Source organism: Thiohalospira halophila DSM 15071, assembly GCF_900112605.1.
Taxonomy (GTDB): domain Bacteria; phylum Pseudomonadota; class Gammaproteobacteria; order Thiohalospirales; family Thiohalospiraceae; genus Thiohalospira; species Thiohalospira halophila.
Genome location: NZ_FOMJ01000002.1, coordinates 18,873 through 41,017, shown reverse-complemented (window position 1 = coordinate 41,017; position 22,145 = coordinate 18,873). Strand labels below are relative to the sequence as shown.

Annotated in this window: 23 protein-coding genes and 1 tRNA gene; 11 read left to right on the top strand and 13 right to left on the bottom strand. The window is 71.1% G+C overall.

Annotation, left to right across the window (positions count from 1 at the left end; translation table 11 throughout):
* Window positions 1-41: 41 nt before the first annotated feature.
* The 5 genes from BM272_RS04205 to BM272_RS04185 all read right to left on the bottom strand — a co-directional run bounded on the left by BM272_RS04205 (window position 42) and on the right by BM272_RS04185 (window position 4,563).
* Entirely contained in the window at window positions 42-1,247 is a 1,206-nt protein-coding gene (locus BM272_RS04205; RefSeq protein WP_093427520.1) for a methionine adenosyltransferase, read from the bottom strand.
* Between the two features lie 72 nt (window positions 1,248-1,319).
* A complete protein-coding gene (tsaA, locus tag BM272_RS04200) occupies window positions 1,320-2,009 on the bottom strand; it encodes a tRNA (N6-threonylcarbamoyladenosine(37)-N6)-methyltransferase TrmO (RefSeq protein WP_093427519.1) in 690 nt (229 codons plus the stop codon).
* Between the two features lie 4 nt (window positions 2,010-2,013).
* Window positions 2,014-2,904 carry a formylglycine-generating enzyme family protein gene (locus BM272_RS04195; RefSeq protein ID WP_093427518.1) on the bottom strand — a complete coding sequence of 297 codons (891 nt, stop codon included), beginning with the start codon at window positions 2,902-2,904 and terminating at the stop codon, window positions 2,014-2,016.
* Between the two features lie 37 nt (window positions 2,905-2,941).
* On the bottom strand, window positions 2,942-3,514 hold the full coding sequence (locus BM272_RS04190; RefSeq protein ID WP_093427517.1) for a tRNA 5-(aminomethyl)-2-thiouridylate-methyltransferase MnmM: 573 nt from the start codon (window positions 3,512-3,514) through the stop codon (window positions 2,942-2,944).
* Window positions 3,505-4,563, bottom strand: coding sequence for an NAD(P)/FAD-dependent oxidoreductase (locus BM272_RS04185; protein WP_159433016.1), 1,059 nt, complete (start codon window positions 4,561-4,563; stop codon window positions 3,505-3,507). Before BM272_RS04185 ends, BM272_RS04190 begins: the two co-directional genes overlap by 10 nt.
* A 242-nt stretch (window positions 4,564-4,805) precedes the next feature.
* Between BM272_RS04185 and BM272_RS04180 the strand changes: the two genes are divergently transcribed.
* Both BM272_RS04180 and BM272_RS04175 read left to right on the top strand, forming a co-directional pair.
* Complete coding sequence (locus tag BM272_RS04180) at window positions 4,806-5,120, top strand: c-type cytochrome (RefSeq protein WP_093427515.1); 315 nt, start codon at window positions 4,806-4,808, stop codon at window positions 5,118-5,120.
* Between the two features lie 45 nt (window positions 5,121-5,165).
* Window positions 5,166-6,467 carry an NAD(P)/FAD-dependent oxidoreductase gene (locus tag BM272_RS04175; protein ID WP_093427514.1) on the top strand — a complete coding sequence of 434 codons (1,302 nt, stop codon included), beginning with the start codon at window positions 5,166-5,168 and terminating at the stop codon, window positions 6,465-6,467.
* Between the two features lie 250 nt (window positions 6,468-6,717).
* Here BM272_RS04175 and BM272_RS04170 read toward each other — a convergent pair.
* The 7 genes from BM272_RS04170 to BM272_RS04140 form a co-directional block, all read right to left on the bottom strand.
* Window positions 6,718-6,791: transfer RNA gene (locus tag BM272_RS04170), tRNA-Gln, on the bottom strand.
* 41 nt (window positions 6,792-6,832) lie between these two features.
* Window positions 6,833-7,225 (bottom strand): 30S ribosomal protein S9, encoded by a 393-nt coding sequence (gene rpsI / locus BM272_RS04165; protein WP_093427513.1) that lies wholly within the window; start codon window positions 7,223-7,225, stop codon window positions 6,833-6,835.
* A 9-nt stretch (window positions 7,226-7,234) separates the two neighbouring features.
* Window positions 7,235-7,663, bottom strand: a complete 429-nt coding sequence (gene rplM, locus BM272_RS04160) for a 50S ribosomal protein L13 (protein ID WP_093427512.1) — start codon at window positions 7,661-7,663, stop codon at window positions 7,235-7,237.
* Window positions 7,664-7,712: 49 nt separating this feature from the next.
* On the bottom strand, window positions 7,713-8,453 hold the full coding sequence (locus tag BM272_RS04155) for a TerB family tellurite resistance protein (RefSeq protein WP_093427511.1): 741 nt from the start codon (window positions 8,451-8,453) through the stop codon (window positions 7,713-7,715).
* 14 nt (window positions 8,454-8,467) lie between these two features.
* On the bottom strand, window positions 8,468-8,827 hold the full coding sequence (locus BM272_RS04150) for a cupredoxin domain-containing protein (RefSeq protein WP_093427510.1): 360 nt from the start codon (window positions 8,825-8,827) through the stop codon (window positions 8,468-8,470).
* Window positions 8,824-11,031: a heavy metal translocating P-type ATPase gene (locus tag BM272_RS04145; RefSeq protein ID WP_240308011.1), complete on the bottom strand. Its 2,208-nt coding sequence runs from the start codon at window positions 11,029-11,031 to the stop codon at window positions 8,824-8,826. Before BM272_RS04145 ends, BM272_RS04150 begins: the two co-directional genes overlap by 4 nt.
* Window positions 11,032-11,148: 117 nt before the next feature.
* The gene (locus BM272_RS04140) at window positions 11,149-12,462 is read right to left on the bottom strand and encodes a hypothetical protein (RefSeq protein ID WP_143613151.1); all 1,314 of its coding nucleotides are present in this window, start codon (window positions 12,460-12,462) and stop codon (window positions 11,149-11,151) included.
* Window positions 12,463-12,547: 85 nt separating this feature from the next.
* Here BM272_RS04140 and BM272_RS04135 point away from each other — a divergent pair, with 85 nt between their 5' ends.
* From BM272_RS04135 to accC, 4 genes are all read left to right on the top strand, one after another.
* A complete protein-coding gene (locus BM272_RS04135; RefSeq protein ID WP_240308010.1) occupies window positions 12,548-13,078 on the top strand; it encodes a TlpA family protein disulfide reductase in 531 nt (176 codons plus the stop codon).
* 103 nt (window positions 13,079-13,181) lie between these two features.
* Window positions 13,182-13,625 carry a type II 3-dehydroquinate dehydratase gene (aroQ, locus tag BM272_RS04130; RefSeq protein WP_093427507.1) on the top strand — a complete coding sequence of 148 codons (444 nt, stop codon included), beginning with the start codon at window positions 13,182-13,184 and terminating at the stop codon, window positions 13,623-13,625.
* Between the two features lie 20 nt (window positions 13,626-13,645).
* Window positions 13,646-14,098, top strand: a complete 453-nt coding sequence (accB, locus tag BM272_RS04125; protein WP_093427506.1) for an acetyl-CoA carboxylase biotin carboxyl carrier protein — start codon at window positions 13,646-13,648, stop codon at window positions 14,096-14,098.
* A 24-nt stretch (window positions 14,099-14,122) separates the two neighbouring features.
* Window positions 14,123-15,463 carry an acetyl-CoA carboxylase biotin carboxylase subunit gene (gene accC, locus BM272_RS04120; RefSeq protein WP_093427505.1) on the top strand — a complete coding sequence of 447 codons (1,341 nt, stop codon included), beginning with the start codon at window positions 14,123-14,125 and terminating at the stop codon, window positions 15,461-15,463.
* A 109-nt stretch (window positions 15,464-15,572) separates the two neighbouring features.
* Here the strand turns inward: accC and BM272_RS04115 are convergent, their stop codons facing one another.
* Window positions 15,573-17,318 carry a methyl-accepting chemotaxis protein gene (locus tag BM272_RS04115; RefSeq protein WP_093427504.1) on the bottom strand — a complete coding sequence of 582 codons (1,746 nt, stop codon included), beginning with the start codon at window positions 17,316-17,318 and terminating at the stop codon, window positions 15,573-15,575.
* 164 nt (window positions 17,319-17,482) lie between these two features.
* Between BM272_RS04115 and prmA the strand changes: the two genes are divergently transcribed.
* The 5 genes from prmA (at window position 17,483) to purH (ending at window position 22,137) form a co-directional block, all read left to right on the top strand.
* Window positions 17,483-18,364 (top strand): 50S ribosomal protein L11 methyltransferase, encoded by an 882-nt coding sequence (prmA, locus tag BM272_RS04110; protein WP_093427503.1) that lies wholly within the window; start codon window positions 17,483-17,485, stop codon window positions 18,362-18,364.
* Window positions 18,365-18,415: 51 nt separating this feature from the next.
* The gene (locus tag BM272_RS04105; protein ID WP_093427502.1) at window positions 18,416-19,180 is read left to right on the top strand and encodes a DUF3426 domain-containing protein; all 765 of its coding nucleotides are present in this window, start codon (window positions 18,416-18,418) and stop codon (window positions 19,178-19,180) included.
* Window positions 19,181-19,277: 97 nt separating this feature from the next.
* A complete protein-coding gene (dusB, locus tag BM272_RS04100) occupies window positions 19,278-20,255 on the top strand; it encodes a tRNA dihydrouridine synthase DusB (RefSeq protein WP_093427501.1) in 978 nt (325 codons plus the stop codon).
* The gene (locus BM272_RS04095; RefSeq protein ID WP_093427500.1) at window positions 20,252-20,581 is read left to right on the top strand and encodes a helix-turn-helix domain-containing protein; all 330 of its coding nucleotides are present in this window, start codon (window positions 20,252-20,254) and stop codon (window positions 20,579-20,581) included. The genes dusB and BM272_RS04095 overlap by 4 nt, the downstream gene beginning before the upstream one ends.
* On the top strand, window positions 20,578-22,137 hold the full coding sequence (purH, locus tag BM272_RS04090) for a bifunctional phosphoribosylaminoimidazolecarboxamide formyltransferase/IMP cyclohydrolase (RefSeq protein WP_093427499.1): 1,560 nt from the start codon (window positions 20,578-20,580) through the stop codon (window positions 22,135-22,137). The genes BM272_RS04095 and purH overlap by 4 nt, the downstream gene beginning before the upstream one ends.
* The last annotated feature ends 8 nt before the right edge of the window (window positions 22,138-22,145 follow it).

Here is a 22,145-nt window from a genome sequence, read left to right as displayed (position 1 = left end):
GAGCGAATTTTGTTCAGCTCGCCCGCTGACTCTCCCTCTGCCTACAGCGGCCAGCGATCGCAGGCCACAGTGCCGTCCAGCAGCAACCGCCAGAGGTCCGGGGAGGCCTCCAGCTCGGCGTTGAGGATCCGGCGCGCCTCCGCCTCCAGGCCGGCGGCGGCGGTACCGTCGGCCAGGCTCAGGCGGACGTGGGCGGCCTGGGGGTCCGGCACCGGCCGCCCGATCTGGCTGACCAGGTAGACCTCCGCCCCCTCGATACCGTCCACCTCCCGGACCATCGCCTCGGCGGCGCGGCTGGCGATGAGGTTGTAGACCTTGCCCACATGGGTCACCGGGTTCTTGCCGGCCACCGACTCCATGGTCATGGGCCGGTAGGGAGTGATGAGGCCGTTGACCCGGTTGCCCCGCCCGGCCTCGCCGTCATCGCCCGCCTCGGCGGAGGTCCCGGTGGTGGTGAGGTAGATGGACTCGTGCTCGGGGACGTCGGCGGCGTTCACCGCGACGTCCAGCTCCAGGTCGGTGACCGCGGCGGCCGCCTCGCGCACCGCCTCGGCCACCGCCTCCCGGGCGGCGAGGTAGGCGTCCAGATCGGCCAGATCGCGGTCGACCATGGCGCAGCCCACGGTGAGGTGGAGGGTATCCCCCCGGCGAACGCCCATGACCTTCACGTCCTCCCCGGTCTCGGGGTGGGCCGCCTTGAAGTCGGGCGCGTTCACCCGGCGCTCGGCGGCATCCACGGCGCGCTCCACCGCGGAGAGGGGGGCGAAGCCGACGCCCACGGAGGTGTCATTGGCGTACCAGACGCCGCCGCTCTCGCGACGCAGGAAGAGCTCGGTGAGATCGGCGGAGCCGGGGCGGATGAGGGAGTGGACGCGGACATCGCGCTCGGGATCCAGGGCGTGGAGGTTCTCCCCCAGCCAGTCGCGGGTGACCTGCTGGACCAGCTCATCCACCGGCAGGGTCTCGCCGCGGACCTCCCGGGTGGCCCGCCCGGCCAGGTAGATCTCCATGGGGGCGGTCACCCGGCCGCCGCCGAAGGCGGGCTCGGCCGCCCCGCCCCAGAGCAGCGCCTTGTCCACGTTGTGGTGGAGGATGGTGCCGAAGCGCTCCTCGTAGAGGCGGGAGAGTTCCAGGCTCAGCCGCTCGGTGAGGGCGTCGCAGATGGTATCGGGGTGCCCGGTCCCCTTGCGTTCGGCGATCTCCACCGCGCCGGGCGCGGCGGGGCGGGCGTCGAGGTACCACTCCATGCGGTCATGTCTCCGGTGCGGACAAGGGGACAGGTTACCAGCGCGGTGCGGCCCATCGCCATGGCGAGCCATTCAGTCGCGGAGGCTCGCCTCCAGGCTCAGGACCCGGAAGCCCTCCTCCTCTTCGGTGAAGGCGACATCCACGTCGGCGAAGGCCATGCGGTAGACCCGCCCCTCGGTCCGGCCGGTGGCCGGGCGGGGATCCAGCGCCACCACCGCTGCCAGGCGCCGGCGCAGGTCCTCGCCGTCGGTGCGCTCGGCCAGGGCCGCCTCCGCGGCCGGGGCGAAGTGCACCGGCCGGGCGGGCGGCGGCGCCTCGGCGAAGCCGGCCGCGGCGTCGGGGATGGCATCGCTCCAGGGGAGATAGGGCTTCACGTCGAGCACCGGGGTCCCGTCCAGCAGGTCCACCCCGCCCAGGATGAGCCGGCCGGGGGCCACCGCCTTCAGGGTGACCGCGGAGAGGCCGAGGCCGTTGGGGCGATGGGTACTGCGGGTGGCCAGCACCCCCAGGCGGTCGCGCCCGCCCAGGCGGGGCGGGCGGACCGTGGGGCCGCCCTCGCCGGCGGCGTGGAAGGCGAAGACCACCCAGAGGTGGGAGAAGCCCTCCAGCCCACGGACCGCCTCGGGCCCGTCCAGGGGCGGGAAGAGCTCGATCTCGGCCTCCACCGGCGCCAGCCGGGGCTGGCGCGGGATCCCGAACTTCTGCCGGAAGGGGGAATGGACGACCCCGATGGGGGTCAGGCAGCGGGGCTCGGCGGCCACGACCTCAGAGCTCGCGGACCACGCGGAAGCCGATGTTCACGTCCAGCTCGTCCCACACCCGGCGCTGGCGCGCGGCACTGCGGGCGCGCACCGCCATGTCGAAGTAGGAGCCGCCGCGCACGACGATGGGCTTGCGCTCGCGCAGGGTGGAGAGCTGCTCGTCCGGCACCGCCGCGGGCAGCGACTCGCTCCAGCGGCTGGCGGTGAACTCCCAGACATTGCCGTGCATGTCGTGCAGGCCCCAGGCGTTGCAGGGGTAGCGCCCCACCTCCAGGGCGGAGGGCATGGGCAGGCAGCGCGGCAGGAACCAGCGTTTCTTCTGCTTCTGCTCCTCGTAGGGGAAGGCGGGATTGAAGTGGACCTGGTGGCAGTCCACCGACTCGCCGAAGGCGAAGGGCGTCCGGGTCCCGGCGCGACAGGCGTACTCCCACTCCACCTCGGTGGGTAGCCGATAGGTGGCACCCGTCTGCTCCGAGAGCCAGGCCAGGTAGTCGCGCACCTCCTGGACCCGCAGGTTCATCACCGGGAAGTCGCCGTCGGCGCGAATGAGGTCGCGGCGGAAGGTGAAGCCGGTGGCCCGCTGATAGCGCTCGAACTCGGCGGCGGTGACCGTGAACCGGCCCATGGCGAAGGGCCGGCGGATGGCGGCCCAGCGCCGGGGCCCCTCGTCGGGCTTGTGGCCGAACTCCTCCGGGGAGGAGCCGAAGAGGAAGCGCCCGGCGGGGACCACCGCCAGCTCCGGCCCCGGACCGCCATCGGCGAGGAGGTCGCGGAACCCGAAGCCCATGTCGGCCGCCTCGGCCGCCCGCTGCTGGAGGGCCTGCACACCGTCGCGGTCCAGCTCATGGACGCTGATCAGTTCCTCATCGGTACGGCTGACGGCAGTCTCGGTCATGGGTTCCTTCCGGGTCACTGGATGAGAGAGCCCAATATTATGTTCCACTAATGGACTCCTCGCCAACGGCCGGTGCGCGACCCAGCCACGCGATGGGGCCCTCACCGCCGGTATCCCGCTCCTCGGCGGCCGGCAGGCGCCGGGCGAACCAGTCGCCCACCGCCAGCGCCTCCTCCCTCCCCCCGGGGTGCCCGCGATAGGCCACCACCGAGAGGACACCGCCGGGGGCCAGCCAGGCCATCGCCCCCTCCAGGGCGGCCAGGGTGGTCACCGGCTCGGTGGTCGGCCCGGCCGTGTACCCGGGAAGATAGCCGAGATTGAACAGCACCGCCGCCAGCCGCCCGCGCAGCTCGGCCGGCAGGACCTCGCCGAGTTCCCCGTGGCTGGCCTGGTGGAGGGTGACATACTCACCGACGCCGGAGGCCTCCAGCCGGGCCCGGGTCCGCTCCAGGGCGGCCGACTGGATATCCAGCGCATGCACCGGGCCGGGGTGGAGTGTCCGCGCCAGGAAGAGGGTGTCGTGCCCGCCGCCCGCGGTGGCATCCAGCGCCGGTTTGCCGGGGGTCAGGAGCTGCCCCAGGCGCTGGTGGACGCGCTCGGTCAGGCGCATGTCACCGTCCCGAATCGGCCCGGGTCGATCTCCGCCGGGACCGCGGCCCCGTCCAGCAGATTCTCCGCCACGGCCTCGGCGCACCAGGGTCCCCAGAGCGCCCCCTTGCCGCCCAGGCCGTTGAGGATGGCCAGCCGGGGCCACCGCGGATGGGGCCCGGCCACCGGGGCCCGATCACGAACCGCCACCCGCGTACCGGCGAAGTGGGCGACCACCTCGCTGCTTCCGGACCAGAGCCCGGGCAGTGCCGCCAGCAGCTCCTCCCGACCGGCGGCCGTGGGCTCCCCGCCCACTGCGCGGTGATGGGTCGCACCCAGGCGGGCGGAATCGGGCCCGGTAGCCACCAGCCAGCCAGCGCCGTGGAGCGGCTCCGCCGGGGCACCCGCCGACAGGCGCAGGCCCAGGCTCTCCCCGGCCAGGGGTTCCAGCGGCAGCCCGGCCAGCCAGGGACCAGCGGCTCCGCTCCACCCCTGACAGAGGATCGCCGCTGCATAATCCTCTCCGCCCAGGCGCACCCCGTCCGGCGTCGGCTCCAGCTGCCCGGGATCGACGGCCTCCCGGAGTCGACCCGCCGCGGCTCGCTCCCGGGCCACGGCCGCCAGGAGGCCGGCCACATCCAGCCGACCGCCCCCCAGGATGGGGCCACTGCCATGGGGATCCAGGCCCTGGGGATGGCGGCCCGGAGGCTCGGCGGGGCCCATGTTCACCGCGCGGGCCGGCTCGGCCCGCCGCTCCTCCCAGCGCCGGGCCTGGTCCGCATCCCGGAACAGACGGCGGATGGGGCCGGGATACCACAGGCGCTCGCCCAGGCGGGCCTCGGCGTCGGTGTAGAGCGCGGTGGCCGCCGCCAGCCACTCGCTGGTGCGCGGTGGCCGGGAGAGGCGCGGACCGTTGATGGGGCTCACCAGGCCGGCGGCGGCGCGGGAGGTCACGGCGCCCCCGTCATCGGCGACCACCACCGTCCGGCCCCGACGCTGCAGGGCCAGGGTCATGAGCGCCCCGGCCAGGCCGAGCCCCACCACCAGCACGGGGCGCGCGTCTTCATCCAATGGCGACATGACTCCATTGCACCACGCCCGGGAGGTCGCTGCACGGGCGCCCTGTCATGACATGTCCTGACAGGGCAGGCCACTACCTTCGTGACCTGTCAGAACCTGTCACCCGTGCCTGGATCACCAGGGCCCGCCACGCGGGGGTCTCGGTGCGCTTTCCAGGAAGGCATGCATCCTGCAGCCATTCGGGGAGCCCCTCGGGGCCACGACAAGAAATAACACCACGGAGGAGACCGCGAATGGTACGCATCCGTAAGACCATCCTCGCCAGCGGGCTGGTGGCGCTTGCCGCCGCCGGGACCGCGGGCGCCAATCCGGAGATCACCCGGGGCGATGTCATGGCGAGCACCTGCTACGCCTGCCACGGCACCGACGGCAAGAGCCCCGGCGCCATCCCCAGCCTCCACGGCCTGCCCAAGGAGAAGATCGTCTCCGATCTCATGGCCTTCAAGAACGGCAACCGCATGTCCACCGTCATGGAGCGCCACGCCCGCGGCTACAGCGATGCCGAGATCCGGGAACTGGCCGAGGTCATCAGCGCCGCCGGCGAATGACCACCACGGCGAAGCGATGCGAGAACCACAAGAGGGGATGAGAGAATGAATCGACTGACTCGCCGAGAGATGCTCAAGCTCATGGGCGCCGGCAGCGCGGCCGGGGGCCTCGCGGCCGCCGGCTGCGGCACCACCGGTGGCTCCGGAAGCGCCCGCGGGGCCCACGTGGTCGTGGTCGGTGGCGGTTTCGGCGGCGCCACCTGCGCCAAGTACCTGCGCCGGTACGACTCCGATGTCCGCGTGACCCTGGTAGAGCCCAAGAAGCAGTATACTACCTGCCCCGCCTCCAACTGGTACCTGGGCGGCTTCCGCGACCTCCAGGACATCACCCACGGCTACGGCGCCCTGAAGGACGACTACGACGTCAACGTCGTCCACGACATGGTCACCGGCGTCGACCCGGACGGCCGGACCGTGCGGCTCGCCGGCGGCGAGAGCCTGAGCTACGACCGCCTGGTGGTCTCCCCCGGCATCGACTTCCGCTGGGACCGGGTCGACGGCCTGGATGCCTCCACCGAGGAGCGCATCCCCCACGCCTGGAAGGCCGGCGATCAGACCCGGATCCTCCGCCAGCAGCTGGAGGCCATGCCCAACGGCGGGACCTTCGTACTGGTGCCGCCGCCGAACCCCTTCCGCTGCCCGCCGGGGCCGTACGAGCGCGCCAGCCTGGTGGCCCACTACCTCCAGCAGAACAAGCCGCGCTCCAAGGTCCTGATCCTCGATCCCAAGGACGGTTTCTCCAAGCAGGGACTCTTTGAGCAGGGCTGGGCGGAGAAGTACGGCGACATGATCGAGTGGGTCCCGGGCTCCGACGGTGGCACCGTCCACCGGGTGGATGCGGATAGCCGCACCGTCTTCACCGAGCAGGGCTTCACCGAGCACAAGGCCGACGTCCTCAACTTCGTGCCGCCCCAGAAGGCGGGCAAGCTCGCCTTCCAGGCCGGGCTGACCGATGAATCCGGCTGGTGCCCGGTGGATCAGCAGAGCTTCGAGTCCGAGATCCACCCCGGGATCCACGTCATCGGGGACGCCTCCATCGCCGGGGCCATGCCCAAGTCCGGCCACTCCGCCAACAGCCAGGGCAAGATGGCGGCCGCCGCCATTGTCTCCCAGCTGCGCGGGGACGAGGTCGTCTCGCCCTCCCACGTGAACACCTGCTACAGCCTGGTGGGCCCCGAGTACGGCATCACCGTGGCGGCGGTCTACCGCTACAGCGACGGCAGCATCAGCGGGGTGGAGGGCGCCGGCGGCGTCAGCCCCATGGATGCCAGCAGCGGCTTCCGCAAGCAGGAGGCGCACTACGCCAAGGGCTGGTACGAGAGCATCACCAGCGACGTCTGGGGCTGACGATCCCCTCCCCTCCTCTGCAGCAGGAGGGGGCCATCGTCGTCGCAGGGGCCCGCCTTCCGTGGTGGGCCCCTTTTTCATGCCCCGGCCCCAGGTGCCCCGACCAGGGGTGCCAGCCAGGTGCGCGCGGTCGGGATCCACCGGACCCGACCGAATACGGCCGCATTGGGACAAACCATCTGGGGTCAGGTCTTTGATTTTTTTCTGAACGCCAAGAAAAACCCGCCCGGGAAGCCGGGCGGGTCGATGTTGGCTGGGGGACCAGGATTCGAACCTGGATTGACGGAATCAGAATCCGCTGTCCTGCCTTTAGACGATCCCCCAGTGGAAATCGCGCCGCCATTGCGGTGGCGGCCGAAAACTCGCTAGCGCTTGGAGTACTGCGGGCTCTTGCGCGCCTTGTGGAGGCCGATCTTCTTCCGCTCCACGCGACGGGCGTCGCGGGTGACGAACCCGGCATCCCGCAGCGGCTTGCGCAGTTCCTCGTCGTACTCCATCAGGGCACGGGTGATCCCGTGACGGATGGCGCCGGCCTGGCCGTTGTTGCCGCCGCCGTGGACGGTGATGTCCACGTCGAAGCGGTCCGCCGCCTCCACGAGCTCCAGGGGCTGGCGCACCACCATGCGGCTGGTCTCGCGGCCGAAGTATTCTTCCAGCGGCTTCTTGTTGATGGTGATGCGGCCCGCACCGTTGCGCAGGAAGACGCGCGCGGAAGAGGTCTTGCGCCGGCCGGTGCCGTAGTACTGCTGCTCTGCCATGATGTTCCCCTAGATCTCCAGCGGCTGCGGCTGCTGCGCCTGATGCCGGTGCTCGCCACCGGCGTAGACCTTGAGCTTGCCAAGCATCGCGCGCCCCAGCGGGTTCTTGGGCAGCATGCCCTTCACCGCGGTCTGGATAGCACGCTCGGGGGCCCGCTCCATGAGCTGGCCGAAGCTGATCTGCTTCATGCCGCCGGGGTGACCGGTGTGGCGGTAGTAGACCTTGTCTTCCCGCTTGTTGCCGGTCACGCGAACCTTGTCCGCATTGATGACGACGATGTAGTCCCCGGTGTCTACGTGCGGGGTGTACTCCGGCTTGTGCTTGCCGCGCAGACGGCGGGCGATCTCGGTAGCAAGACGCCCGAGCGTCTTGCCGTCGGCATCGACCACGTACCAGTCGCGCTGGACTTCGGCCGGTTTTGCACTGAAGGTCTTCATTACTGACCGTCCCGAATTCGTTATGGGGCCTGTCGAAAGACCGGCAATTCTAAGGCCCCTCGCCGGCTCTTGCAACCACCCCGGCCTCTCGCTGTTCGGCGAGGGCCTCGTAGGCGGCCCGAAGCTCCCGGGTGTACTCCGCAGCGGCGCGGACCTCCTCGTCGGTCCCTCCCCGGGCGGTGACCCGATCGGGATGGTGGCGACTGAGGAGCTGGCGATAGCTGCGGCGGATGGTGGCCAGATCCGCGTCCGCGCCGAGACCCAGCACGGCCAGGGCGCGCTCGCCGCCGTTCTCCGGTAGCGGCCGGAGGCGGGTGCCCACGCTGTCCTCCACGCGCCGGATGTCGTAGCGGGAATACCCCAGGAGCTCGGCCATGGTGTCGAAGAGGGCCCGCTCGGCGTGGACGATGCCGCTGTCGGCCAGGGCCACCTCCATCTGCCAGTCCAGGAAGCGGTCCAGCAGGGCGCGCCGGGCGCAGTCCCGGCCGAGACGGCGCAGCGCCCGCTCCACCGGATACTCGGCGCTCTTGCCGTGCTGGAACAGCGCCCTGGCCGCCTGCGTCTCGGCGTCATTCAGTTCCAGTCGCCGCATGATGCGCCGGGCGGCGTCGATTTCGGCCTCCTGTACCGGGCCGTCGGACTTGGCCAGGTGGCCGGCCACGGCGAACAGGGCGGTAAAGAAGGTCCGCCGTACCCGCGGCCCTTCGTCGGGGTGGAAGAGGCCCGCAGGGTCGATGCCCTCCCCTGCCTCCCCGATTCCCGACGGTGCCAGCCGGCGCCACCCGAACATCACCGCACCCCGCTTCAGGCCGCCACGAGCCGGCCGGTGTAGAGACGCATCTGGCAGGTGAACTCGTACTCCCCGGGCTCCAGCGGCGGCAGGGCAATGCTGCGCGGCTCGTCCAGGGGCAGGTCCACGGCCCGGTCGAGATCGGGCAGGAGGAGCTGGGCGGCGTGGGGGGCCGGGTCCCGGCGGGTGATGCGCAGGGTCACCGGCTGACCGGCAGCCACCTCCACCACGGCCGGGTCGAAGGCGCCGTCGGCCATGGTGATGGCCACCGGCCCGGACTCGGCACGCCGCGGCTTGGGCCTGGCCAGCCAGAACCACCAGACCACCAGGGCCGCCAGGGCGATACCGGCAAGATTGACCAGGAGATCCGTCACGCTGCCTCCCCCGGCCGGAACAGCCGCAGTCGATTGGCATTGGTCACCACCGTCACCGACGAGGCCGCCATGGCCGCCCCGGCGATGATGGGGCTCAGCAGGAGGCCGGTGGCGGGATAGAGGACGCCGGCCGCCACCGGGATGCCGATACTGTTGTAGATGAAGGCGCCGAAGAGGTTCTGCTTGATGTTGCGCACCGTGGCGCGGCTGATGGCCACCGCCTCCGCCACGCCGTGGAGGGAGGCGCGCATGAGGGTGATATCGGCGCTCTCGATGGCGACATCGGTCCCGCTGCCGATGGCGAAGCCGACATCGGCCCGTGCCAGGGCGGGGGCGTCGTTGATGCCGTCGCCCACCATGGCCACCACCTCGCCGCCGCCCTGGAGGTCGGCCACGCGCTCGGCCTTGGCCTCCGGGGGGACGCCGGCGAAGACGGTGTCGATCCCCCCCTGCCCCGCCACGGCCCGGGCGGTGGTCTCGTGGTCGCCGGTCACCAGGGCCACCCGGATCCCGCGCTCGTGGAGCCGCCGGATGGCAGCCGCCGAGTCCTCGCGCACCGGGTCGGCGATGATGAGCAGGCCTGCCGGCACTCCGTCCGCGGTCACCAGAATGGGTGTCTCGCCCCGGCTGCGGGCGGTCTCGACCCGTTGCTGCCAGTCGTCCGTCAGCGATGCCTGGTCCGGGCGACCGACGAAGAGGGCCTGCCCGTCGAGCCGGGCCGTGACCCCGCGGCCGCTCTCGGCCTCGAAGCCCTCCGCCTTCGGCGGCGTGATGCCCCGGGCCCGGGCCGCGGCCAGCACCGCCGACGCCAGGGGGTGCTCGGAGCCGGCCTCGGCCGCGGCGGCCAGGCGCAGCAGTTCGCCCTCGTCCCCGGCCGCGATGACCTCGGTTACTGCCGGGGCGCCCTCGGTGACGGTCCCGGTCTTGTCCAGGACCACGGTGGTAATGGCGCCCGCCTGCTGCAGCGACTCCCCCCGCCGGATGAGGACCCCGCTCTCGGCCGCCTTGCCCACGCCCACCATGAGCGACAGCGGTGTGGCCAGGCCCAGGGCGCAGGGGCAGGCGATGACCAGGACCGTGACGGTGGCCACCAGGGCGTAGCTCACCACCGGGTCGGGGCCGACGTTGTACCAGGCCAGGAAGGTGGCGATGGCGATGAGCAGAACCGCCGGGACGAAGACCGCCGCGACCCGGTCCGCCAGCCGCCCGATGGCCGGCTTGCTCGCCTGGGCCTGGCGGACCAGCTTGATGATCCGCGCCAGGGCGGTGTCCTCGCCGATGCGCTCGGCGCGGAAGAGGAAGCTGCCGGTGGTGTTGGTGGTCCCCCCGGCGACGGAGTCCCCGGGGCCCTTGGAGACCGGCATGGGCTCGCCCGTGAGCATGGATTCGTCCACGGCCGATTCGCCGTCGAGGAGGGTCCCGTCCACCGGGATCCGCTCCCCCGACCGGACGCGGACGGTCTCCTCCAGCCCCACCTCCTCGATGGCGACATCCTGCTCCTGGCCGTCACGCACCACCCGGGCGGTGCGCGGCTGCATCCCCAGCAGGCGGCGAATGGCGGCGGAGGTGCGGCCCCGGGCGCGCATCTCCAGCGCCTGGCCGAGGTTGATGAAGGCGAGGATGAGTACCGAGGCCTCGAAGTAGGCGTGGCGGGCCAGCGATGGCACCGCCTCGGGGAAGGCGGCCACGGCCATGGAGTAGACCCACGCGGCGCCGGTCCCCAGGGCGATGAGGGTGTCCATATTGGCATTGTGGACGCGGAAGGCCTTCCACGCCCCGGAGTAGAAGTGGCCACCGGCGTAGACCATGACGGCCAGCACCCCGACGCCGATGGCCAGCCACAGCCACGGTGTGACCTCCACCACCGGCAGCAGGCCGCCCATGGTCCCGACCATGAGGAGCGCCCCGGCGGCCCCGGCCATCGCCGCCCGCTGGAGGAGCCCCCGGTAGTGCGCGGCCTCCGCCTCTTCCTTGGCGCTCTCGTCCTCGGCACCGCGCAGCTCGGCGGCGTCATAGCCGGCCTCCTTGACCGCCCGGACCAGCTCCTCCGGGGCCACCTCACCGCGGACATCGGCGGTGTGCTCGGCGAAGTTCACCGAGGCCTCTTCCACACCCGGAACCGCTGCCAGCGCCTCTTCCACGGAACGCACGCAGCCGGCACAACTCATCCCGGAGATGGAAAGCCGTATCTCGTCGTCGGCCAAGTTCCCCTCCGTACTCTGCTGGCGATCGAAAAGTTTCGGATGGCCAGCATCATAGCCCACTCATCCTGGCGGGAGAACCGCGCACCGGGCTTGCTGGCCGCGATCCGCCCGGAATCCCTACTCCCCGTCGGGGGCGAGGGTCGCCCGCTGGTAGCGCAGCGCCATGCCGGCTTCGGGCCTCCCCTCCAGCCAGAGGAAGTGGGCGCCGCCGTTGCCATCCAGCGCTACCAGGGGCTCCCGACAACCGCGCTCGGTGCGACAGCCCGGTAGGGCTCGCGGATCGCCCCAGCCATCCTCGCCCTCGCGCACGGCCACGCGCAGGGTCGGGCTGCCGGCAGTGCGCCCCTGCTCGTCCACCTCCTGATGCCGCCAGACGGCGACTACAAGCCCCAGGGAGGAGAGGGCCAGATCGGGTTCGGCGCGCAGGGCGCGTTCGGGCTCCTCGCCAAGGAACGGTTCCAGACGGGGGAAACCTCGGCCGCCATCGCGGCTGTGAACCGTCTGCAGGCGGGGGCCCACGCCATCCCCGCGCCGCTCCAGCCAGGCCCCGGCTACCCGGCGATCGCCGTCGCTGGCCACCGCGGGCGCCTCGATCCGGGGGCCCCGCCCGATGGCGCCGCTGCTCTTCGCCGGCAGCGGATTCAGGGGCGCCGCCGGGCCGAAGCCTTCGCCCAGCGCGGGAGTGCGCGTGACGTAGAGCCGGGTGTGGCGATCACGGACCTGGTTGAAGAGCATAACCGCCCCCGCGCCGGCACCGGCCAGCGCCGGGGTCCGCTGGCCGCCGGGGCGGCGTTCATCCGTGAGCTCCCCCAGCCAGGAGCGCTCCAGCTGGCGACGGTCGGTCATCGCCAGGCGCGCGCCGGCGAGACGCTGCCACTCGGTCCCCGGCCGCCCCCAGACCAGCAGGGCCTCGCGACCCACCGGGGCCAGCGTCAGCTCCGCCGCCTCGCCGCGGGCCACCGGCAGGGGCGGCGCCAGCGTCCCCTCGCGCCAGAGCCGTGCACGCACCTGGTTGCGCTCCCGCCAGGCGAGGACGAAATTCCCCCGCCCGGCCAGCGGCGCGACCACTGGCTCCGCGGCCCCGCCGGCACTCGTCACCCGCTCCGGCTCCCCGAAGCTCGGCGCCCCGTCCGCCAGGCGGGCGTGCAGGAACCGGGTAGCGGTGGGGCGCTCCCCCTCGTGCTCGGCCCAGGCGACCATCAGATGACCGCCCCGCAGCGCCAGCCGGGCACCGCCCGGCCCGGCGAGCACCAGCCGCTGCCCGGCCTCGACCTCGTGGAGGCTGCGGGCCTCGTCGAAGGTCCACTCCGCTCCCTGGGCCAGCGGCGCCGCCAGTGCCAGGATCAACGCCGGGATCGGCACCGCGAACCCGGCCGGGAAGCGCCATCCGCCGCCGGCGTTTCCCGGCTGTCCTCGTCGTACTCCGGCCATGCCCTTCCTCCTGCCATAGAGTCCAGCCATAATGGCCCGGACCGGACCCGGGAACCAAGACCGCCAACGACACCGGAGCCTGACCATGTCGCGCCGCCCTGCCCTTATCGTGATCCTCCTAGCCCTGCTGGCCCTGGCCGGCGGCGGCTACTACCTCGTCGCCGGTCCCGGGGGAGACGATTCGAAGGCCTCGGCAAAGGGCGAGCCGCGGCCCGCCTTTACCCTCCCCGACCTCGATGGCAAGGAGCGCTCCATCAGCGAGTGGGACGGCCAGGTCGTCCTCCTGAACTTCTGGGCCTCCTGGTGCCCGCCCTGCCGGCGGGAGATCCCGGCCTTCGTCGATGTCCAGGAGGATTATCGCGACCAGGGGCTGCGCATCATCGGCGTGGCCATCGACGACCGCCAGGCGGTGGTGGACTTCACCAATCCCATGGGCGTCAACTATCCCATCCTGCTGGGAGGCGACGAGGGCATCGGGATCGCCGAAGCCTACGGCAACCGGATGGGTGTCCTCCCGTATACCGTGCTCATCGACCGCGAGGGTCGAATCGTCGAACGCTGGCGCGAAGAGCTCTCCTACGAGGACGTGGAGAAGGCCATCGAACCCCTGCTCTGAGCGGGGATTGTGCACCGGTTCACGGCACTCTTCGGAAAATCTTGCTAGGATCTGCGCTGAAACTACCGTAAAATACGCAACCATCCGCATTTCCGAGGGAGCCATGGCCCGCATCCTGGTCCTCAATGGCCCGAACCTGAATCTGCTCGGCTCCCGCGAGCCGGATCTCTACGGGGCCACCGATCTCGAGTCCGTGATCGCGACCCTCTCTCAGCGGGCCAGCGAGGCGGGTCATGAGCTCCGGCACCTCCAGAGCAATGCCGAGCACGAACTGGTGGACGCGATCCAGCGCGCCCCTGGCGACGGCATCGACTTCATCCTGATCAACCCGGCGGCCTTTACCCACACCAGCGTCGCCATCCGCGACGCCCTGGCCGCCGTCCGGGTGCCCTTCATCGAGGTGCATCTCACCAACGTGCACGCCCGCGAGCCCTTCCGCCGCCACTCGTACCTCTCGGACCTTGCCGTCGGCGTCATCGCCGGCCTGGGGACCACCGGTTACGAACTGGCACTGGAGGCTGCCAGCCGGCGTCTGGCCCAGATATAAGGAACCCCAAGGTCGCACTCATGGATATCCGCAAGGTCAAGAAACTCATCGAGCTGCTGGAGCAGTCCGGCGTCGCCGAGATCGAGATCACCGAGGGCGAAGAGTCCATCCGCATCAGCCGCGAGAGCAGTGCGGCTCCGGCGGCGGCCCCGGTAGCCCCCGCGGCCGCTCCGGCCCCCGCGGCCGCCCCGGCGGCCGAGGCTCCCGCAGCCGGCGAGGAGGCCGACACCACCCCCAGCGGCCATCAGGTCTGCTCGCCCATGGTGGGGACCTTCTACGCCGCACCCTCGCCCGGGGCCAGCCCCTTCGTCCAGGTGGGCGACCGGGTGAGCGAGGGCGAGACCCTCTGCATCATCGAGGCCATGAAGCTCATGAATCAGATCGAGGCCGACAAGACCGGCACCATCAAGGCCGTGCTCGTGGAGAACGGCCAGCCGGTGGAATTCGATCAGCCCCTGTTCGTCATCGACTGATCCCCCGGCCGCGGAAGGTTCCCCATGTTCGACAAGATCCTCATTGCCAACCGGGGCGAGATCGCCCTGCGTGTGCTCCGCGCCTGTCGCGAGCTCGGCATCAAGACCGTGGCGGCCCACTCCGACGTGGACCGCAACCTCAAGCACGTGCTGCTGGCCGACGAGTCGGTCTGCATCGGTCCGGCGCTCTCCAACGAGAGCTACCTCAACGTGCCGGCCGTCATCGCCGCCTGCGAGGTCACCGATGCCGAGGCCATCCACCCGGGCTACGGCTTCCTCTCGGAGAATGCCGAATTCGCGGAGCAGGTGGAGCGCAGCGGCTTCACCTTCATCGGACCGAAGGCGGAAACCATCCGCCTCATGGGGGACAAGGTCTCCGCCATCGAGGCGATGAAGTCCGCCGGCGTCCCCTGTGTCCCCGGCTCCGACGGCCCGCTGGGTGACGACCCCGACGAGAATCTGCGCCTGGCCCGGGAGATCGGCTACCCGGTAATCATCAAGGCCGCCGGCGGCGGCGGCGGGCGCGGCATGCGCGTGGTCCACGCCGAGGGCCACCTGCTCAACGCCATCAGCCTCACCCGCAGCGAGGCCGGTTCGACCTTCGGCAACGCCACCGTCTACATGGAGAAGTTCCTGGAGAATCCGCGCCACGTGGAGGTCCAGGTCCTGGCCGACGGCCAGGGCAATGCCATCCACCTGGGTGAGCGCGACTGCTCCATGCAGCGGCGCCATCAGAAGGTCATCGAGGAGGCGCCGGCCCCCGGGATCACCGAGGAGCAGCGCCGGGCCATCGGCGAGCGCTGCGCCCGGGCCTGCATCGAGCTGGGCTATCGCGGGGCGGGGACCTTCGAGTTCCTCTACGAGAACGGCGAGTTCTTCTTCATCGAGATGAACACCCGGCTTCAGGTGGAGCACCCGGTCACCGAGATGGTCACCGGCGTCGACCTGGTCCGCGAGCAGATCCGGGTCGCTGCGGGGCAGCCGCTTTCCTACCGGCAGGAGGACATCACGGTCCGCGGCCACGCCGTGGAGTGCCGGATCAACGCCGAGGACCCCAAGACCTTCATGCCGTGCCCCGGCACCATCAAGACCTGGCACGCCGCCGGCGGCCCCGGGATCCGGGTGGACAGCCACGCCTACACCGGCTACCCGGTGCCCCCGCACTACGACTCCATGATCGGGAAGCTCATCGCCCACGGCGACACCCGGGAGTCGGCGCTGGCGCGGATGCGCACCGCCCTCTCCGAGATGGTGGTGGAGGGGATCCGTACCAACATCGCCCTCCACGAGGATCTGACCCGGGACCGCGCCTTCATCGAGGGCGGGACCAACATCCACTACCTGGAGCACAAGCTGGGGCTATAGCGCGGGAATCCCCTACCGACCATGAAAAGGCCCCGGGAGCCAGTACGGTCCCGGGGCCTTTTCGTTGGCGTTCTACCGGGGCGCCCAGCGCCCCGGGGAGGGGGAGACCCTACATCCGGAACTGCCCCAGCCGCGCCTCCAGCTGCTCGGAGAGCTGCTTGAGCTGTTCGCTGGCGCGGTTGAGTTCGTCCGCCCCGCTGGCGGTCTCCTCCGCCACCTGCGTGATGTTGGTAACGTTGCGGTTGATCTCCTCCGCCGTCGCCGACTGCTCTTCCGCCGCCGAGGCGATCTGCTGGTTCATGTCGGTAATGGTGGAGACCGACCCCTGAATGGCCGTCAGCGACTCCCGCGCGTGACCGGCCTGCTCGGTGCTCTCGGTGGCCTGGGACCGCCCCGACTCCATTACCTGCACCGCCTCGCTGGCCCCCTTCTGCACGCTCTCCACCATCTGCCGGATCTCGTCGGTGGACTTCTGCGTGCGCTGCGCCAGGGTCCGCACCTCGTCGGCCACCACCGCGAAGCCCCGGCCGGACTCCCCGGCCCGCGCCGCCTCGATGGCGGCGTTGAGCGCCAGGAGGTTGGTCTGCTCGGCGATCTCGTTGATGACGTCGACCACCTTGCCGATGCTCTCACTCTCGCCGCTCAACCGGTCGATGACCTCGCCGGCACGCTCCACCTCGGCCGCCAGCCGCTGGATGGAGTCCACGGTCTGGCTCACCACCTGATCGCCGGAGCGGACCTCGCCGTCGGCGGAGTGGGCAGCATCGGCGGCCGAGGAGGCGTTCTTTGCCACCTCGTCCACGGTGGCGGTCATCTCGTTCATGGCCGTGGCCACCTGCTCGGTCTCCGAGGCCTGCCGGCCGAGACCCTGGCGGGTCTCCTCGCCGATCCGGGAGACCTCCTGGGCCGCCTCGCCCACCGAGCGGGACGACTCGGCCACCTGGCGCACCAGCCCCTGGACCTTGTCCATGAAGCTGTTGAAGCCGTTGCCGAGGCAGGCCAGCTCGTCCCGGCCGCTGATGTCCATGCGGTAGTTGAGGTCGCCGTCGCGCTCGGCGGCCATCATGCCCTCCACGGCGGTATTCAGCGGCCGGGTCACCCGCTTGCGCACCCACCAGGCCAGGGCCATGATCGCCAGCCCGAGCATGAGCAGCGCGATGCCGCCGCCCTTCCAGAGGTTGGCCGCCGCCGCAGCATCAGCATCGTCCATGGAGCCGATGACCTCGAAGGCGCCGTGGAGGTCGCCCACCTCCTTGTCCTCCATGCGGTGGCCGGTGATGTCCTTGCCGTCCTCCCGGCCCCACCGCTCCTCGGAGGTCGCCGGGTCGCCGTGGCAGTTCAGGCAGACCTCGCCCAGCCGCACCGGGCGGAAGTAGTGAACCGCATTGTCCGCCTGGTCCACCACGTGGAACTCCTCGGCGTCCGGGTTCTGCTTGAAGTGGCGCAGCGCCTCGCGCTGGATGTCGTTCTGCGGCTCGTTCTCCGGGTTCCGGGCGCCTTCGCGCGGCGTCAGGAACTCGTAGCCGCCCTGCTCCGCCTTCTGCTGGGCCGACTCCCAGGCGGTGACCACCGGGATGGTGGCCATGATGAGCTCCTTCTTCTCCGCCTCCGAGTCCCACTCGTAGTTGCGCAACTTCTCCGGCGAGAAGATTCCGATCTCCCATTTGTGGGCCATGCGCTCGCGCACCGACTCGGCCATGAGGACGATGGAGCGGGCCCCTTGTACCTCCTTGTCGATGGCCGCCTGGTGGGCCTGCTGGGCGTACAGCAAAAAGAGCACGCCGACCAGGACGGCGGCGATGCCGCTGGCGAAGGCGACAACGCGGAAACCCAGGGAGTGGATATTCATCTGCATGATCGGATCGGGAGCCTCGGTTGATTGATGCACAAGGGGCCGCCACTTCCGGTGACCCACCTTCTACTGTGATACGTTATTCGCACATTGCAACAGCGAAAATGTAAAATCATTTCTCCGTGCCACCCCGACTCCGGGAACCGGCATCCTAACCGGAGCCTGAATTGAGCTGGATCGAGATCACCATTCCCGCCCCTGCCGCCGAGGTCGAACGCACCAGTGATGCCCTGGAGGCGGCCGGTGCCAGCGCGGTCACCGTCCGTGACGCCGCCGATCAGCCCATCTACGAGCCGGGGCCGGGGGAGACCCCCCTGTGGGCCGAGGCGCAGGTGGTGGGACTCTTCCCGGGGGAGGTAGATCCGGCCGGCATCCGGGCGGCCCTGACCCTGAGCCTGGGCAGCATCCCCGAGGGGACCGCGGCCAACGAGGTTGCGGATCAGGAGTGGACGCGGGCCTGGATGGACGACTTCCAGCCCATGCGCTTCGGCCGGCGGCTCTGGATCTGCCCGAGCTGGGCGGACGCCCCGGATCCCGAGGCGGTGAACCTGCGCCTGGACCCCGGTCTCGCCTTCGGCAGCGGCACTCACGCCACCACGGCGCTGTGCCTGGAGTGGCTCGATGCCCATCCCCCCGAGGGCCGTACCGTCCTCGATTATGGCGCCGGCTCCGGGGTTCTCGCCGTGGCGGCCGCTCTGCTGGGCGCCACCGACATCCTGGCGGTAGACAACGACCCGCAGGCAGTCACCGCAACGCCGGAGAATGCCCGGAACAACGGCGTGGCCGACCGCATCCGAAGCCACGGCATCGAGGATGACCCCGGCGGGACGGCCGATCTGGTGCTCGCCAACATCCTCGCCGGCACCCTGCAGGAACTGGCCCCCTATCTGGCCTCGCGCACCGCTCCCGGCGGCGATCTGGTCCTCAGCGGGATCCTGGAGGAACAGGCCGAGGCGGTAGCGGCCAGCTACGCCCCCTGGTTCGAGATGGACCCGCCGGTGGAGCAGGACGGCTGGATCCGCTTGGACGGCCGCCGCCGGATGGGTTAACGTCCTTGCCGAGGCCGGGACCATCCGAGGTCCATCCGTTTCGAGGCTCCCATGTATACCCAGTGCCCCAACTGCCACAGCTACTTCCGAGTCACCGCCGAGCAGCTGCGCGCCGCCGAGGGCCGGGTGCGCTGTGGCGTCTGCGATACCGTCTTCGACGCCCTGGAACACCTGGAGGAGGCGCTGCCGCGCACGGAGCCCGACCCGGAGGCCGCGGCCGCCCCGCCGGAGCCCGAAGCCGAGCCCGAGACGTCGCCCGATAGCGAGCCCGTCCCCCGGCGGCCGCAAGAGCCCTCCGGCACCCGGGACCAACGCAAGCAGCCCCTCGCCGCCCATGGCCGGGGGGGTCGGCTGGCCGCCACCACCGGCTGGCTGGTGGGCAGCCTCCTGCTGCTGGCGCTCTTCCCGGTGCAGTTCCTCTACTTCGAGCGCAACGCCCTGGCCGCCAGCTATCCCGAGCTGCGGCCGACCCTGGAACAGCTCTGCGCGGTGGCCGACTGCCGCGTGGAGCCCCAGCGTGATCCGGCGGCCTTCGATATCGCCGGCCGGGAGATCCGGGCCCATCCGGAACGCGAGGGAGCGCTGCGGGTCACGGCGGAGCTGGTGAACAACGCCGACTACGCCCAGCCCCTGCCCTTCCTCCACCTGCTCCTCTCGGACCGCAACAATCAGCCCCTGGCGGCCGGCCGCTTCGAGCCCACCGACTACCACGCCGCGCCGCCGGAGCGTCTGCCCCCCGGCGAGGCCGCCTCGGTGGAGCTGGACATCCCCGACCCCGGCCCGGAGGCGGTGAACTTCCGGTTCCAGCTGCGCTGAGCCCCGTTTCGGGGTTCGCGGCACTCGCCCGGGCGCCTTTTCCCGACCCCGGCCGGCCGGTATCATGCCCGCTTCCCTACTCACCCGACGGTGTCCCATGCAGATCGGCCCCCACGCCATCGATCCGCCCGTACTGCTTGCGCCCATGGCGGGGATCACCGATGCGCCCTTCCGCGCCCTCTGCCGGCGGATGGGGGCCGGGCTGGCCTTCTCGGAGATGCTCACCTCCGACCGCCACCTCTGGGCAACCCCCAAGAGCCGCCAGCGCCTGGCCCTGACCGGGGAGCCCGGACCCGTCGCGGTACAGCTCGCCGGGACCGAACCGGCGGAACTGGCCGCCGCCGCTCGCGACGTCGCCGCCGCCGGGGCCGAACTCATCGACCTCAACATGGGCTGCCCGGCCAAGAAGGTCTGCCGCCGGGCGGCCGGCTCCGCGCTGATGCGCGACGAGGCGCTGGTGGGCCGCATCCTGGAGGCCGTGGTCGCGGCCGTGCCCGTCCCGGTGTCCCTGAAGATCCGCACCGGCTGGGATGCGGAGCACCGCAACGCCCCGACCGTCGCCCGCATCGCCGAGGAGACCGGCATCGCCACCCTCACCGTCCACGGCCGCACCCGCGCCGACGGCTACAGCGGCCAGGCGGAGTTCGGGACCCTGGCCCGGGTGCGGGAGGCCACCTCGCTCCCCCTGGTGGCCAATGGCGACATCGTCGATGGCCCGTCGGCACTCCGCGCCCTGCAACAGACCGGTGCCGATGCCGTCATGGTCGGCCGGGCGGCCCGGGGTGACCCGTGGGTCTTCCAGCGGATCCGCGCCTTCCTGGCCGGGGAGTCCGCCCCCGAACCCGACGCGGCGGAGGTGGCCGCGGTCGCCGACGAGCACCTGCGCGGCCTGCACACGCTCTACGGCGCCGAACAGGGGGTCCGGGTCGCGCGCAAGCACATCAAGTGGTACCTGCAGGCCCGGGGCACCGCCGAAACCGATACGCGGCGGCTCATGGCCGCCACCGATGCCAGCGAGCAACGCCGCCTGCTCGCCAATGCCTTCGCTGCCGAATTCCAGGAGTTCGCCGCATGAGTGCCGATCCCTCCACCGACCCGACTCCGGGCGATCTGGGCCGCTGCCTCCGCCAGGCGCTGGACCAGTACTTCCAGGCCCTGGACGGTTTCCCTCCCGGTGACCTCCATCGCCTGCTCATCGAGCAGACGGAGCGCACCCTGCTGGCCCGGGTGCTGGAGCACGCCGACGGCAATCAGCGCCGGGCGGCGGAGATCCTGGGGATCAACCGGGCCACGCTGCGCAAGAAGGTGCGGCAGTACGAGCTCCTCGAGAATTCATCCAGTCGTTCATCCTCCGGCGGCCCGGCCGCCGGCAGCCAATCCAGGGGGAACCAGACGCCATGAACGCCATCCGACGCGCCCTGATCAGTGTCTCCGACAAGAGCGGCGTGGCCGACTTCGCCCGCGAGCTCCACGACCGCGGGGTGGAGATCCTCTCCACCGGCGGCACCGCCCGGCTCATCGCCGAGGCGGGGGTCCCGGTGGTGGAGGTGAGCGACCACACCGGTTTCCCCGAGATGATGGACGGCCGGGTAAAGACCCTGCATCCGCGCATCCACGGCGGCCTGCTAGGCCGCCGGGGCGAGGACGATGCCGTGATGGCGGAGAACGATATCCCCCCCATCGACCTGGTCGTGGCCAACCTCTATCCCTTCGAGGATACCGTGGCCGACCCGGACTGCGACCTGGCCACGGCGGTGGAGAACATCGACATCGGCGGCCCCACGCTGTTGCGCGCGGCGGCCAAGAACCACGCCGCCGTCACCGTGGCCGTGGACGCCGCCGACTACCCCCGGATCCTCGCCGCCATGGAGGCCTCCGGGGGGGCGGTGGATGATGCCCTGCGCTTCGACCTGGCGGTGAAGGCCTTCGAGCATACCGCTGCCTACGACGGCGCCATCGCCGGGTGGCTGGGCCAGCGCGCCGAGGGGGGCGAGCCGGGCCTGCCGCGGACCTGGAATCAGCAGTTCGTCGACCGCCGGCCGCTGCGCTACGGCGAGAACCCCCACCAGGCCGCCGCCTTCTATACCGACCGCCGGCCGGAGCCGGCCACCGTGACCACCGCGGAGGTCCTCCAGGGCAAGGAGCTCTCCTTCAACAACATCGCCGACAGCGATGCCGCCCTGGAGTGCGTGAAGCAGTTCGAGGCGCCGGCCTGCGTCATCGTCAAGCACGCCAACCCCTGCGGCGTCGCCGAGGGCGAGGACCTGCTCACCGCCTACGACCGCGCCTACGCCACCGACCCGGTCTCCGCCTTCGGCGGGATCATCGCCTTCAACCGGGAGGTGGACAGCCACACCGCCCACACCATCGTCAACCGGCAGTTCGTGGAGGTTATCCTGGCGCCGAGCTTCAGTGCCGAGGCCCGGGAGGAGCTTGCCGCCAAGACCAACATCCGCGTCCTGGCCACTGGCCCCTGGTCCGGGCTCGCCGGCGGCATGGACCTCAAGCGTGTCGGCGGCGGCCTCCTGGTCCAGGACCGCGACACCCGCATGGTCGACGATGCCGGCCTGCGCGTAGTGAGTGAGCGCGCACCCTCGGAACAGGAGATGCGCGACCTCCTCTTTACCTGGCGGGTCGCCAAGTTCGTGAAGTCCAACGCCATCGTCTTCGGCAGCGAGGGGCAGACCGTGGGCGTGGGCGCCGGCCAGATGAGCCGGGTCTACAGCACCCGGATCGCGGCGGAAAAGGCCGCCGATGCCGGCCTGAGCGTCACCGGCTCGGTCATGGCCTCGGACGCCTTCTTCCCCTTCCGGGACGGCATCGACCAGGCCGCGGAGGTCGGCGTCACCGCCGTCATCCAGCCCGGCGGCTCCCGGCGGGACGAGGAGGTCCTGGCCGCGGCCAACGAGCACGGCCTGGCCATGGTCCTTACCGGGATCCGCCACTTCCGCCACTGAGGAGGCCC

Coding starts and splice junctions, on each gene's coding strand:
- BM272_RS04105 (WP_093427502.1), top strand. CDS start 18,416: ATGTATACCCAGTGCCCCAACTGCCACAGCTACTTCCGAGTCACCGCC.
- BM272_RS04180 (WP_093427515.1), top strand. CDS start 4,806: ATGGTACGCATCCGTAAGACCATCCTCGCCAGCGGGCTGGTGGCGCTT.
- BM272_RS04115 (WP_093427504.1), bottom strand. CDS start 17,318: ATGCAGATGAATATCCACTCCCTGGGTTTCCGCGTTGTCGCCTTCGCC.
- BM272_RS04190 (WP_093427517.1), bottom strand. CDS start 3,514: ATGCGCCTGACCGAGCGCGTCCACCAGCGCCTGGGGCAGCTCCTGACC.
- BM272_RS04155 (WP_093427511.1), bottom strand. CDS start 8,453: ATGTTCGGGTGGCGCCGGCTGGCACCGTCGGGAATCGGGGAGGCAGGG.
- aroQ (WP_093427507.1), top strand. CDS start 13,182: ATGGCCCGCATCCTGGTCCTCAATGGCCCGAACCTGAATCTGCTCGGC.
- rplM (WP_093427512.1), bottom strand. CDS start 7,663: ATGAAGACCTTCAGTGCAAAACCGGCCGAAGTCCAGCGCGACTGGTAC.
- accC (WP_093427505.1), top strand. CDS start 14,123: ATGTTCGACAAGATCCTCATTGCCAACCGGGGCGAGATCGCCCTGCGT.
- BM272_RS04205 (WP_093427520.1), bottom strand. CDS start 1,247: ATGGAGTGGTACCTCGACGCCCGCCCCGCCGCGCCCGGCGCGGTGGAG.
- BM272_RS04135 (WP_240308010.1), top strand. CDS start 12,548: ATGTCGCGCCGCCCTGCCCTTATCGTGATCCTCCTAGCCCTGCTGGCC.
- BM272_RS04195 (WP_093427518.1), bottom strand. CDS start 2,904: ATGACCGAGACTGCCGTCAGCCGTACCGATGAGGAACTGATCAGCGTC.
- dusB (WP_093427501.1), top strand. CDS start 19,278: ATGCAGATCGGCCCCCACGCCATCGATCCGCCCGTACTGCTTGCGCCC.
- accB (WP_093427506.1), top strand. CDS start 13,646: ATGGATATCCGCAAGGTCAAGAAACTCATCGAGCTGCTGGAGCAGTCC.
- BM272_RS04175 (WP_093427514.1), top strand. CDS start 5,166: ATGAATCGACTGACTCGCCGAGAGATGCTCAAGCTCATGGGCGCCGGC.
- rpsI (WP_093427513.1), bottom strand. CDS start 7,225: ATGGCAGAGCAGCAGTACTACGGCACCGGCCGGCGCAAGACCTCTTCC.
- BM272_RS04140 (WP_143613151.1), bottom strand. CDS start 12,462: ATGGCCGGAGTACGACGAGGACAGCCGGGAAACGCCGGCGGCGGATGG.
- purH (WP_093427499.1), top strand. CDS start 20,578: ATGAACGCCATCCGACGCGCCCTGATCAGTGTCTCCGACAAGAGCGGC.
- BM272_RS04095 (WP_093427500.1), top strand. CDS start 20,252: ATGAGTGCCGATCCCTCCACCGACCCGACTCCGGGCGATCTGGGCCGC.